General features: G+C 43.0%; 7 protein-coding genes and 3 pseudogenes. 9 read left to right on the top strand and 1 reads right to left on the bottom strand.

Translation table 11 applies throughout. The features are described 5' to 3' along the window. Positions 1-583 precede the first annotated feature (583 nt). Positions 584-685 (bottom strand): annotated as a pseudogene (locus AC58U0_RS15320) (oxidoreductase); the annotation flags it as partial. Positions 686-1063: 378 nt separating this feature from the next. Here AC58U0_RS15320 and AC58U0_RS15315 point away from each other — a divergent pair. The 9 genes and pseudogenes from AC58U0_RS15315 to AC58U0_RS15275 all read left to right on the top strand — a co-directional run bounded on the left by AC58U0_RS15315 (position 1064) and on the right by AC58U0_RS15275 (position 13593). Beyond that, the gene (locus AC58U0_RS15315) at positions 1064-1474 is read left to right on the top strand and encodes a hypothetical protein (protein ID WP_497379802.1); all 411 of its coding nucleotides are present in this window, start codon (positions 1064-1066) and stop codon (positions 1472-1474) included. A 397-nt stretch (positions 1475-1871) separates the two neighbouring features. Next, entirely contained in the window at positions 1872-3662 is a 1791-nt protein-coding gene (locus tag AC58U0_RS15310; RefSeq protein WP_497379801.1) for a sensor histidine kinase, read from the top strand. Further along, positions 3659-4723 carry a response regulator transcription factor gene (locus AC58U0_RS15305; protein WP_497379800.1) on the top strand — a complete coding sequence of 355 codons (1065 nt, stop codon included), beginning with the start codon at positions 3659-3661 and terminating at the stop codon, positions 4721-4723. The genes AC58U0_RS15310 and AC58U0_RS15305 overlap by 4 nt, the downstream gene beginning before the upstream one ends. Positions 4724-4853: 130 nt before the next feature. Next, positions 4854-6158, top strand: coding sequence for an ABC transporter substrate-binding protein (locus tag AC58U0_RS15300; protein WP_497379799.1), 1305 nt, complete (start codon positions 4854-4856; stop codon positions 6156-6158). A 145-nt stretch (positions 6159-6303) separates the two neighbouring features. Further along, entirely contained in the window at positions 6304-7125 is an 822-nt protein-coding gene (locus tag AC58U0_RS15295; RefSeq protein ID WP_497379929.1) for a carbohydrate ABC transporter permease, read from the top strand. After that, on the top strand, positions 7122-7946 hold the full coding sequence (locus tag AC58U0_RS15290; RefSeq protein ID WP_497379797.1) for a carbohydrate ABC transporter permease: 825 nt from the start codon (positions 7122-7124) through the stop codon (positions 7944-7946). The genes AC58U0_RS15295 and AC58U0_RS15290 overlap by 4 nt, the downstream gene beginning before the upstream one ends. Positions 7947-7953: 7 nt before the next feature. After that, a pseudogene (locus AC58U0_RS15285) lies at positions 7954-8087 on the top strand (LysR family transcriptional regulator); the annotation flags it as partial. A 10-nt stretch (positions 8088-8097) separates the two neighbouring features. Continuing rightward, positions 8098-8283 (top strand): annotated as a pseudogene (locus tag AC58U0_RS15280) (ATP-binding cassette domain-containing protein); the annotation flags it as partial. Between the two features lie 813 nt (positions 8284-9096). Then, positions 9097-13593, top strand: a complete 4497-nt coding sequence (locus AC58U0_RS15275) for a discoidin domain-containing protein (protein WP_497379796.1) — start codon at positions 9097-9099, stop codon at positions 13591-13593. Positions 13594-13676: the final 83 nt, after the last annotated feature.

The following is a 13676-nucleotide window of genomic DNA, read 5'->3' as shown; positions in this document are numbered from 1 at the left end:
CAATATCAGTGTTAAAGTATTTGATTAGCCGACGCTCGGTTTGTTCAGATTCAACGTATGGCATTCGAAGTGCCCTGAGCAAACAGATCGATGAGGTTGTAGAATGGGAAAAGGAATCGTTAATAGCGGTGTAATGAACAAAATCCCTTTTGATGTGAAGCTCGGGGCCGATTATCGGCGGGTTGATCACTGAGTACATAGGCTGGAACGGATTATTTGCCGTCACTTGCCTTGTGCTTGTTTTTCTCCCGATTTTGCTGCACCTGTTCCCCAAGGAGCAGCCGAAGCCGTTCCTGTTTGACATAACCGGTACCTTACTTACCATCGTCAATGCGGTAACAATACTGATCGCCATAACGCAGCGCTCGGCTGTTTTGCTGGCAGCAGGATTGTTATCGATCGCCGCTCATTTCTGGCACCTCAAACGCGCGAAAGAATCGTTCATCAACCCAGAACTCTTGAAAAAGCCCATGCACCTGAAACTGCTGATAGTCGGTTTCAGCATCTTCGTAATGAATATCGGCAACTTGTTTTTAGTGCCGCTGGCACTTGTTAATCTATTCGGCTATTCGACGCTCGCCATCGCAACAATTCGCTTTACTTCGTCTACTATTTTCATGGGAAACAACATCCGTTTTTCAAGGCTGCCGCCCCATTTGTCATTGCGAAGGTTGGTATAGGGTGAAAGGTCCTTGAAAACTCATGTCACCATTCTCCTTTGTTTAGTAGTTTTTTATTATGGAATTAGATACAAGTAGACTTGGCATAACAGAGGCAATGCGTGGGCGCTGTGTACACAGAAGCTTTTCACGATCATCGTGCGGTCATCCAGCGAGCGAGTGAGCTCCTTACCCAGTGTCGGGCACGGTATAATAGGCTATAATCCTACAGATATTTAAGGTGGCGCTCATCCGCCTTTGAAATTACGCTACCTGCCCCCGAGGCTACTCTATACAGCGACTGCGGTTGAGGGCAGGTTCCAAAAGATGCCGAGTCGATGGGTCGCGAGGGTAAGTCTTTCCTCGATTTCAGCATGAAAAAACATAGCATAGGAGAAATCACAATGCATGCTTTACGCAAACTACGGGAATCCGGTAACGCTACACCCGCCCAGGTAAGAGAGTTGCTTGCCGACAACGTCGTATTCAACAGCCCGATCCTGGTACGGCCGATCGAGGGGCGTGACGTCATCGCGGCGATTTTCGCTCAGTCGAGCTCTACGCGTGGTTCCGGTACCTACACAGCCGAGTTTAAGCTCGATGAGCGCACCACCTTCTTGCGCTGGGTGGGGACCATGGATGGCCACAAGATCGAGAGCTTGGAGATCATCGTGGACAACGAGCAGGGGCTGATAGAGGAGCGCACTATTACCCTCCGGCCGTATCCGGCGGTGAAACTGTTCCGCGACTCCATGTATGAATCGCTCAAGGATAAGCTGCCGCCCGATGTTTGGGAATACCCAACGACGCCGTAGTGTGACCACGACAGGGCGAAACGTCTTTTTTCATTGCTCCATTTTGATCTACGGTTACGCTCATTTCGTTTGGTTGCCTCAAGATGAGCTTTCCAATATGGATTACCATCAACGACGGATTGCGGGACTAACGAGGAAACGATAGCTTAATAAGAGCCGGCCGTGGGCCGGCTTTTTACTGTCGTGGCGCCAGGATACAAACATAGGCGAATAATCTTACTTACAATCATGGTGCCAATACCGGAAGCTATTGATAAAATCTGCAGTGATTCTTGTTGAAATAATGAAGAAAGATAATCCGTATTTAATGATTGATATGAAAAAGGTCAAATCTTATTTATAATCAGAAATATAAGCAAGCTTTACCCACTCTGCTTAACAATAAGGGGATCGACTCATGGCACTTAGAAATATGACACGGCGTCTTCTACTTCCTTTTCAAATGAGTATGAGATACAAGCTTATGATTTTGATGGTGATTATCGCTGTCCTGCCGTTAACCTTAGTCACTATCTTTGCGGCAAAGACCACCAAGCAATCATTAAGTCTGGAGATTATACGCTCGAACGAGTCAAGAATGGACTGGGCTGCAAAGTATTTCGATGAAAAATTTAGTCAATTGCATTCGGTGGCGTATTCACTTCTCATGGATAATAACTTATTTCCGATTACCAATGGTGAATCTATAAGCACTGGTAACGGTCTGGATGCAGGGAAACTATATATAGATGAGAAGCTCAGATCCCTGTATGTTGCCAACAATAATAATATTGTCTCGATCTCTCTTTATCTGAATGCCAAGCAGCGCATGTATATCGTCGATAAAGATGCCGTTCGATCAACGGATCAGTTGGTTACTCCCGTTGGGAATTGGAGAGAAATTGCAAACAACCATCAGACTGTCAATAAGATTGTGAAATCTACACGCAATAATTTCAAATTGGTACGCAGCATGAATCGATTTGAAGATCATGAGATTCTCGGTGGAGTGTTTATAGAAGCGAGATGGAATATGATGGATAGTGTCATAAACATGATCCATTCGGAGCCGAATAGTCAAGTGCTTGTTTTGGACGCGCAAGGAAACAACATGTATAATCCTTACCCCGGGCAAACGATGATTGATCAAGAAATGCTCGAAAAGGCGATACACAGTCCAAAGGAACCTGGCTTTATCGAATCCAAACAAGGAATTCTGTTTTATCAGCCTGTTCTATCGGCCGAGTTATGGATCGTGAAATTTATTCCGATCAGCTATGTGAATCAAGGCGCTTCTACAACGCTAAGTTTTAGTTTTTATACAGCTATGGTCTCTGTTCTTCTTGCTATTATCCTTTCTGTTTTAATTGCTTATTTCACGACGAAACCGATTATTCGACTGACGAGGTCGATGAAAGCCATGGAGCACCAAAATTTCAACGTGGGTGTCGATAAGATACGAAGCGATGAGATCGGTACGCTTGAGAGGCGGTTTAATTCCATGCTTCAAAAAATGAAAGAGCTGATTCAAATAGAGTATAAAAGTAAAATTGAGAAAAGGACTGCACAACTAAAAGCGATGCAGGCACAGATTAATCCTCATTTTCTGTATAATGCGCTGCAATCCATTGGCGGGGTCGCCCTCTCTCGAAATGCGCCTGAAATTTATGAGCATGTCAGAGCACTTAGCGAGTTATTTCGTTATACGATCAAAATGAAATCAGATATCGTCACAGTGGCTGACGAAATAGAGCATGTTACTAACTATTTGCAAATTCAAAAATTGCGCTTTCAGGACATGATTCATATTCAAATTGACGTCGAAGAAGACTGCGAAATTTACCAGCTTCCCAAATTCATTCTCCAGCCCATTGTGGAGAATTGCTTCGTCCATGGTTTGGAAGGCCAGATGGAACAGTGGACGATAACCATCAGGGTGGAGAAGATGATGGATGAAATTGAGATTAGTATTGAAGATAACGGTCTAGGCATTGATGAGGTGCGTTTGGAGGAAATTCGGCGACAGTTAAGCCGTTGGGGTGAGGATCAGATGCTTGGGGAAAGTATGGGAATGAACAACGTCAATTCGCGGATTAAACTTATTTTCGGTCAAGAATACGGTATGTTTGTTACAAGTTCAAAAGGTATTGGAACGACTGTCAAAGTTGTTATTCCGGCAATAATCAAAGGAGAGGAGCCTCTACAATGAAAGCTGTCATTATTGATGATGAGTTCTGGGTCCGTAACAGCATCCGGCATTTGGCTGATTGGGAGCGACTAGGCATCGATCAGATTGAGGAAGCGGAGGATGGGCTTAGCGGCCTAAATATCATAGCGCAGATACACCCTGAAATTGTCATTACGGATATGAAAATGAGAGGCATGGATGGAGCCCAGCTTCTGCAAAAAATAAGTGAAGACTATCCGTTTATCCGCAAAATTGTGATTAGCGGATTTGATGATTTTACCTATACGAAACAGGCTATTTTATCCAAAGTGGATGAATATCTGATAAAGCCGATCAATCCGGAAGAGCTGAATCGGGCTTTGGAGAAAGCGGTTCGAGAGCTGGGCGTAACACGGGGAATCCATGCTGCCAAGCCGCTGGACAAGCAGTTATTGAAAATCATCACTGAGTTGAAGCACATCGTCATCAGAAATTTTCATGAGATGAACACGGAGGCGGTCAAGAAAAGCTTTAAGCAGTTGGAGCAAGCTTTGAGCGATCAAGAGATCTTGCAGCCCGGTCTGAATAATTCGCTTTACAAGCAATTCATGCTGCTTTTGGAGGAGCAATTTGCCCTTTCAGGAAGCGAATTAACATCTGAAGCTCAAGCGAACGCCAGCCATTTCTATGTTACGGATGATACGCCAGTGTCCGAGTGGATCGATGTCTTGTCTGCCACATACGTCGGGAGCTTGGAAGAATTAATTCACGAAAGGAAAAACAAGACCCGGATCAATATTGACGAAATTCGGAAGTTTCTTGATCTTTCCTATGCAGAGCAAGTTAGTCTTGGAACCATTGCAAGTAAATTTTTTGTCAGCAAGGAGCACCTATCCCGTACCTTTAAACAAGAAGTCGGTGTTACCGTAATGGATTACTTGATTACCAAAAGAATCGAAAAAGCGCACCAGCTTCTTCAGGACTCTTCCGTATCCATCAAGAGCGCCGCAGAAGCAGTCGGCTATTCAGATCTTACTTATTTCCACCGTATATTCAAAAAAATGACAGGAATGACACCTTCTCAGATTAGACAGGATGCTTAGCGAGCTTAAGTCAGTCCAATGATATCAATATTGTCCAGTCAGATATGCATTTTCTGTCCAATGAATGGAGGCGCTTTCTCAAGTATACTAGGACTCGTAAGCGTTACCATAACAAGGGGAGGCGAAAAAAATGAAGAAAGCACTTGCAATGATTGTTACTATGACGATGCTAGGAGCCACAGTAGCTTGTTCTTCCGGTCAAGGAACACCAAGCGCTGGAGAAAGCAGCAGCACGTCTAAAAGCGAGGTTGCGCCTAAAAAAGTGGAATTGAAGGTATTTCTTGGCGGCTTGGACCGTTTTCGTGATCAATTCGAGAAGTACTTCGCCGCATTTGCTAAGAAAGAAAAGAAGGAAAAAAATATCGAGGTTACGATCAACACCGAGTATCCTGGCTCCGATAATTCAACACAAATTTTGAAAACTCGTCTGGCAACCGGCGACGTACCGGATATATTCAGCCTTCATGCCGTGAACGATATTCCAGACTACTACAAAGCTGGTTATTTGGAAGATTTAACGAAACAACCGCTTTCCGGTAAGCTCATTGATGGCATCAAGTCACTCGTGACTATCGACAACAAAGTAGTAGCGGTTCCTATGGAAAGCTTAGCATGGGGTTATCTCTACAACAAAAAAATCTTCAAAGATCTAGGTATTAAACCGCCGTCTACTTTGACAGAAATGAAGACAGTTGTTCAAACATTAAATGACAAAAAAATCAAGCCGTTCATGCTCAGCTACAAAGAAAGCTGGATTCCTCAGTTATTCTTGCCTCTAACGATTGGAGGATTAGGCAATTCAAGCCATAAGGATTTTGTTGATAAAATGTACAAAAATCAAGGAAGCTTCGCAGAAGTGAAAGAGATGTTCGGTATCATCGATCTTGTTAACAGCAACGGAACAGATCGTGTATTTGAAGTAGGCAACGATGACGGAGCTGCTGATTTTGCTGCCGGCAAAGCTGCTATGTGGGTACAAGGTCCATGGGATGCGGACAGCCTTTTGAAAGCTAATGACAAGTTCGAATTTGGGGTTGCTCCTCTTCCTATCAATGATGATCCTGCCTCAACACAAATCAACGTTTCCGTGTCAACGTCCTTGGCGATGGCTGCCCAAGGCAAGAATAAAGAAGTTTCGGCAGATCTGCTGAATTTCATTTTGGATGATCAAGCTTCAAACGATCTGTACCAAGGATTGAAATTCAATCCAGTGTCCAAAAACCACTCTTTCAAACCTTATCCTTGGGTTGAGGACGCTTCCGTTTATGTGAACAAAGGACAGGCCTATAAAGATCCACAGATTCCAGCGGCAGTGAAGGATGAATCAGGCAAAGCACTTCAAGCCTATTTTAACAAGAAAATGTCCGCAGATGATGTCATCAAGGATCTGGATAAAACCTGGAAAGATGCAAACGCCATAGCAAATAAAAAATAAAGAATGGAAGACATGTTGATCTCTGCCCTGGCCTTTGAAAGGTCAGGGTAGGGCATGAGATTTTCCTAAGGAGTGAGCCAACGTGCTGAAACGCCTTGCCAAAGACCATACATCATTGATCTTGTTCGTGCTGCCAGCTTTTATCATGTATGTTATATTTCTTGTCATTCCGATGCTCCAAGGCTCTTATTACAGCTTTACGAACTGGGATGGCTTGAATAAACATTACAGCTTCGTTGGGATACAGAATTTCATTGAGGCTATTCGCGATGATACGAATTTTCGAACATCGATTCTATTCACTGCCAAGTATGTTTTGTTTGCTGTCGTTTTTCAGAACGCCATCGCATTGCTGCTTGCGTTAATGATTGAATCTCAAAGCAAAGGAAAAGGAATGCTTCGAACCATCTTTTTCATGCCTAGCATGTTAAGTATTATCATAAGTACATTCATGTGGGTATTCGTATTTACAAAGGTAATGCCGGCTTTGTCCAAGTATGCAGTCTTAAAATTTCTCGATATTTCCTGGCTGGGTGACCCGAACATTTCGTTCTTTACAATCATGCTCGTTTCCATTTGGGGCGGTATAGGAACTTTAATGATTATTTATATGTCTGCCATTCAAGGCATTCCAAAGCATCTCAAGGAAGCGGCTATTATTGACGGTGCTAAGCCGCATCATATGCTGCGTTACATTACTTTGCCTTTGATTGCGCACGCGCTCACGATCTGTATCTTTTTAACCTTGAACAACTCGTTTAAAGTGTATGACCTTATCTATGCTTTAACAGGCGGAGGTCCTGCCCGGGCAACTCAAGTTATCTCTATGAATATTTTGGAAGAGGCTTATCAGCGCAATTTCAGATATGGTTATGCCAGCGCCAAAGCGATTATTCTCTTCCTGATCATACTTGTTATTACTTTTGTTCAAGTGTCCGTAATGAAGAAGCGGGAGGTGGAGGCATGAACAGGCGATTGTATGTTAGTCTGTCTCTGGCGGCTTTGGTCATTTCGGCGGTATTCTTTCTATTCCCGATTTACATGGCTATTTTGAATTCCTTTAAGACACAAGGAGAGATGTACAGCTCCGTTCTAGGCTTCCCAGTCAAGCTTCACATTGAAAACTATGTGCAAGCCTTTAATAAGGCGAACATGCTGAAGAGCGGTTGGAATACGATTGTTGTAACCGTAACAGGCATTGTTGTCATCGTTTTATGCAGCTCTTTGGCGGGATACAAGCTTTCCCGAACGCCGGGGAAACTGAGCAACGTGATATTCATGCTTTTCGTATCATCTATGCTGATTCCTTTTCAGACCATCATGGTTACTTTAACCAAGATGGCAAAATCGCTTGGGCTTCAGGGTTCGCCATTTGGTTTGGGCATTGTTTGTGCCGGATTGGGCGTCAGCATGGCAGTGTTTCTTTACCACGGTTTTGTGAAAGGCATTCCGCGAGAATTAGATGAATCCGCGAAAATGGACGGATGCGGTGAGTTTAAAACCTTTTTCATGATCATTTTACCGCTGCTGCTTCCGATTACATTTACTATTGGTATTTTGAATCTGTTGTGGCTGTGGAACGATTTCCTGCTGCCAGTACTGATGCTTACCGATTTTCGCCAATATACGTTAGTCTTGACAATCAATATGTTCTTCGGCAAATACAGTCGGGAATGGTCGTTGATTCTGGCTTCACTGATTTTGTCATCGATTCCGATTGTCGTGATTTTCGCCATCTTCCAACGTTGGATTATCCAGGGGATTACGGATGGAGCCGTAAAAGGCTAAAAGTATTGAACTGGCATTACATAAGATCAAAACTCATGAAATTATTGATGACGTAAATACTTGCGAAGCGAGATTGGAATTTTATACTTGAATGAGTTTAATGGAAAGGTTATAAAAAAGCTGCTTAAAAGCGGTAATATGTATGGGAAATAAAGAATGCATGGAAGAATCGTTAGCGCAAGTAGGTTTGCTAGAAAGTCGTAACAAAAAAGTGAAGAACTTCTCTCTTGGAATGAAGCAAAGATTAGGTATTGCCCGAGCTTTACTCCATCATCCGGAGCTGCTGATTCTTGACGAGCCGACAAACGCTTTGGATCCCTCCTATCTTAAACTTATCGAAAACAAGACCTTTGAGTCTGGAGCAATCGGTCTCGTTTACCAGACGGTAAGATGACCTTGTCTCCTAAAGTAGATTACGGATAACGATAGTTCAATAAAACAGCGGCTGTCTAGGACTTTTTCTTGTCCTTTACAGCCGCTATTTTGATTTCTGGGATCATACCAATACTAATTTTTCGGAGTCTGACGGTTTTGTAATTCATAAAGTGTGTGGTTTTAACACATTCACCACCCTACTCCTCATTAGCTCCTTTTAATCGTGAGAAATCCGCATCGTACCAATGCCAAACCTCATCCGGCCCCAATCGTTAGATTCCCATTCATCCGAGTCAGTCAGCGTATAGACTTTAAGATCGCCATTGGAGGGGGATTACATGTGTTTTAGTCGTTGAAACCAATAATAAAGGTAGTGAATTATAAATCCGATTCAAAAGTTCCATTTCCAAATTGATTTAATTCAAAACGAGCAAGGCATTGATCAAAAATAATAAAGTTGACTTTGTTGATTTGAACTTTTGTGATTGGAAGATAGGGTGTACTGAAATACAGATAGTACTTCAAAAAGTTATTTGTCACCCAACAAATTTGTGCCGAGTATATTACTCAATCTTCCGATTCCGGCGGCGGTTTATTTCGGGACTGACGAAAGGCTCGCCGAAGGAATAAACGGTGTGGTCATGTCGCATACAGCTATTGAGAAAGTGGTATAGTTTTTCCACAAAAAGTTAAGTTTTTACTGTAGATGATGAATATAAATTAATTGATAATAAAAGGGAGCGATTACCCAAAAAAACCAAGGAGGAGTATGTCTGTGAAAAGAAGAGTGGCTTTAATAACAGCAATATACATGATGTTCACAAGCTTATTCATGTCAGGTACGATCCAACCAGTTCAAGCTGCTACACAGATGAGCTTTTATGTATCGCCGCTGGGAGATGACAATAATAATGGAACTTCTGATTTGCCATTTAGGACAATAGAAAAGGCTAGACAGGCTGTACGTGAAATTAACGGCGTAATGACAAAAGATATTTATGTTTATTTGAAGGATGGTGAATATTTCTTAGATAAGACTTTGACATTTGACAGCTTAGATTCTGGGAATAACGGACACAACATTATATATACGGCTGATGCAGGAGCAAGTCCTGTCATTAGCGGCGGTGTCGACATTAGTACAGGCTGGGAATTATACGACAGTGTTAAAAACATATATAAAAAGACAGGTGTAAATTGGAATTTTAGACAGCTGTATACCGGTGACAATCGGGGGATTCGGGCAAGGCAGCCCAATATGACTGATGAGGCGACCAAAGGTCCATATTACAGGGCGCAGAACGGAGAGTATCCCTATGTTATTGATGTGGATGCACGTTCATGGGCAAGCAAATTAAGCGGAACATCGGCTGAAATGGTCATTGTGCAGAGCTGGAGTCAAGTACGCGGGCGAATTGACAGCATTAACGAAACAACGGGCAAGGTAGATTTTAAATACCCTGAAAGCGGGTTTTCATATAATCATCATAGCCAGGGAAATTCGCCATATTTCTTTGAAAACGATTTATCTTTACTTGATGCAGAAGGAGAATGGTATCTTAATCCTGCTGAAGAAACGGTATATTACAAGCCTAGAAGCAGTGAAACAATGAATGCCACTCGAATAATTGCTCCTAAGCTAGAGACAGTTGTAAATTTTGAAGGAAGTCAAGGAAATAAAGTTCATAATATACAATTCTCGGGAATTAAATTCATGCACAGCAATTGGCTGGCACCGTCGAGCAATGGATATGTAGACGTCCAGGCAGGGATCAGATATCAGTCCGTCACTGGCGGCAATAATGCAGAAATTAGGAGTACAGCCCGTTATACAGCTTCTAAGGCTATGCTTGAGTTAAAATATGCAAGCAATATCACTATTGCTCACAATACATTCCAGTATGCAGGAAGCTGGGGGATTATGGGATACGAGGGTACCGACCACACCTTAATTACCTGGAACAAATTTATTGATAATGCCGGGGGCGGAGTGGCTATGGGTATTGTCGGCGATCTGTGGGACGATAACGAAGGACAAGATCCTTCCTATACCCTGCCTGATGGGCAAAGCCAATATGATACCATTACACACAACACCATTGATCATGTTGCACTAGATTACGGGGATATGGTTGGGATCGGAGCAATGCTGCCTCAACATATGACTATTGCAAATAATGAGATCAGCAACTTGCCGTATTCCGGTATTAGTATAGGGTGGAACTGGTCTGATGTAGACCATGGAATGACGAACAATCAGGTGCATAACAATTATGTTCATGATTCAGTAAAGCTTATACAGGATGGCGGAGGCATCTACACACTGGGTAGAATGGATGGAAAATCAAACATTTACCATAACTATATAAAAAATATGCGGCAAGGCCAGTATGCTGCCTGGAACAATATTATGGGTGTCTATATGGATGGACGAACGAGTTATAGGATGGTTGAGCGAAATGTGATTGATAATACTGAACATGCTTTCTCAGGATCTGCGCATGATAATATCATCAGGTATAATTATTACAATGTTGATTTTGGCGGGGTAAATTCTTCAAGCACTGCGTATGGAAATATTAGTGTTGCAGGTAATAACTGGCCGCAGGAAGCGCTGGACATTATGGCAGCAGCAGGTCCGGGAAAAGCTCCGCTTCCAGTACCTAAAGAGCTTGTAAATCTAGCTTTAAAGAAACCAGTAACGGCATTCTCTCAAAGCAAAGATCCGGCATTCGCGGTGGATGGTGATACCAGTACGAGATGGGCGCAGGAGGAAGGAAGAACCGATTCCCAGTGGTTGACGGTAGACCTGGGGGATGTATATTCCATTGCATCTACAAGTACGATGTTTGAGTTAAACACAGGCTACAAATATAAAATAGAATACTCGACTGACGGGAATACATGGGGGATGTTTGCTGACAAAACAGCGAATGCGACAAATCAACAGACAAATCAGGATGTAAAAAATGTAATGGCGCGTTATATGCGAATCACAATGACACATGATTGGGGAGGAAGCATCTACGAATTCAGTGTGTATGCTGGGGAAGGCGGTACTTTTCCTGAAGCAAATTCACTAATTCAACGGAATGAAGTTACCTTCGATAAGAATCCATTAAGGCAAGATGACATTCAGGTAAAGATGGTATTAAACGGCGGGAATCTGGTAGGAATCAAGAACGGGGAGGTTTACTTGATCCCTGATCAGGACTACGTATTATTCTGGGATCAGGTATTAATCAATAAATCCTATCTACGTACACTGCCAAATGGAGTAAATAGCCTGACGTTCGATTTTGCAACAGGAGTAGATCCTGTCTTGAAGGTAAATGTCATTCAAGATGACGGATCAATCAATGTTGCTCTTAACAAGTCGGTAACTGCCTCATCGCAAAGCTTGGAGCCTGCCTTAGCGGTTGACGGGAACAAATCGACAAGATGGGCGCAACAAGAGGGGATATGGAATACGGAAGGCTGGTTTATGGTTGATTTACAGGGTGTTTACTCCGTTAATTTTGTTACCACAATGTTTGAACTTCCTAGTGGATATAAGTACAAAATAGAGCATTCCATGGATGGAGTGAATTGGCAGACTTATGCGGATAGAACAGGAAGCGAAACCACACAGCAAACCTATCAGGATCAAAACGATAACGCTATAACAGCAAGATTCATGAGGATTAAGGCGCTTTATATGTTGGGTCCGAGCATATATGAGTTTAGTGTTTTTGGTAAACTGAAAGGTACTAGTTCAAGCATTAATATTACAACAGCTGCATTTAACAAGGATCCGAATAAACAGTCCGATGTAGCCGTTGAAATGGATCTTCAAGGAAATACGCTAACAGGTATCAAAAATAGATCACTTTACCTGAAGCCCGATACAGACTATAGCGTTTTAGGAAACAAGGTCATTATTCATCGCTCCTATCTTGCAACGCTAGGTGAAGGAAAAAACAATCTGACTTTTGAGTTCAGTTCAGGTGAAAACAGCAATTTAGAGATAAGCGTGACGGAAATAAGCGGTAAAGAAATAAATATTGCATTGAGTAAATTGGTTACAGCATCGTCACAGAGCAAAAACCCATTATTTGCTGTAGATGGAGATCCAAGCACTAGATGGGCTCAGCAGGAAGGCTTAACAACGTCTCCGTGGTTGAAGGTCGATCTTGGTAAAGAATACGATATAACAGGTACAAATACCGTGTTTGAGTTAAACTCAGGATACAAATACAAAATTGAGTACTCTAAAGATGGTAATAATTGGACAACGTATGCTGACAAAACGAGATCAGCCACTACAAAACAGATAAATGAGGATCGTATGGGTGCTGCAGTCTCAGCCAGATATATTCGTATGAATATAACCGATTCAAGTGGCAACGGAGGCAGTGTTTATGATTTCAGTGTATTTACTTTTAAAGAAGCGCAGAGCAATGACGACCAAAGGCCTGTTACCACCGCGATATGGGAAGGGGCTCAGCAGAACGGCTGGTATACTTCGGATGCTGTTCTCCAGCTTGAGGCCAGGGACGATCTTTCCGGAATTGACAGAACGGAATATAGCGTAACGGTAACCCAAGCAGCATACGGTACACAGCCGCAGCAAACGGATGGATTCGTACGATATCAATCTCCCGTTGTTTTCGGTGAGGGCGTTTACGAAGTTAAATACCGTTCCGTCGATAAAGCCGGAAATGTGGAAGATGTGCAAAAAGAGGCTCTACGTGTGGATCAAACTGGCCCAAGGATCAAAGTGCTTCTGAATGGAGAGGCTTTAACGGAAGGAACCTCGTTTGAAGATGCCGATGCGATTTCGTTCCAGGTCCTGGTCGAGGATGAACTGTCGGGAGTCTCCACAACGGTATCGACAGTAGACGATAGAGTTTATCAGCCAGGGCAAACTATTGATTTCGCAGGCAAGCCCGGAACGCACCGTATCCATGTTGTCTCGGTGGATCAAGCAGGGAATGCAACGGAAGCACATATTTCCTTCAATGTTGTCCCGAGCCTTGCATCGATTAAGCAGCTCCTCACTCGTTATGCAGCCAACGGGGAAGTGAGAGGACCGCTTGTTTCACAGGTGACGAACAGCCTCGAGCAGGCCGAGCATCAGTTCAATAAAGGTGGTTTAAAGCAGGCTATTCAACATATGGGCAACTTCGTAAAACATCTAGACCGCAAGACCAATCAGGATAACATCAGCGAACAGGCAAGCAACGTCCTGGCGGCGGATGCCCAATTCCTGATCAACCTCTGGTCCAAATAGGCATCGGAGCGGTAAAAATTCCCGCAATCAGGAGCTCCTGCAATAGTAATGACGTACTTCTAAAAAAAGAAAAATGCCCGTTT

This window comes from Paenibacillus sp. J31P190 (genome assembly GCF_059692075.1).
This window is presented reverse-complemented; position numbering and strand designations above follow the sequence as displayed.

Excerpts from the sequence above, each read along its gene's own strand:
- AC58U0_RS15300 (WP_497379799.1), top strand. The coding sequence starts at position 4,854 with ATGAAGAAAGCACTTGCAATGATTGTTACTATGACGATGCTAGGAGCC.
- AC58U0_RS15305 (WP_497379800.1), top strand. The coding sequence starts at position 3,659 with ATGAAAGCTGTCATTATTGATGATGAGTTCTGGGTCCGTAACAGCATC.
- AC58U0_RS15290 (WP_497379797.1), top strand. The coding sequence starts at position 7,122 with ATGAACAGGCGATTGTATGTTAGTCTGTCTCTGGCGGCTTTGGTCATT.
- AC58U0_RS15315 (WP_497379802.1), top strand. The coding sequence starts at position 1,064 with ATGCATGCTTTACGCAAACTACGGGAATCCGGTAACGCTACACCCGCC.
- AC58U0_RS15295 (WP_497379929.1), top strand. The coding sequence starts at position 6,304 with ATGTATGTTATATTTCTTGTCATTCCGATGCTCCAAGGCTCTTATTAC.
- AC58U0_RS15310 (WP_497379801.1), top strand. The coding sequence starts at position 1,872 with ATGGCACTTAGAAATATGACACGGCGTCTTCTACTTCCTTTTCAAATG.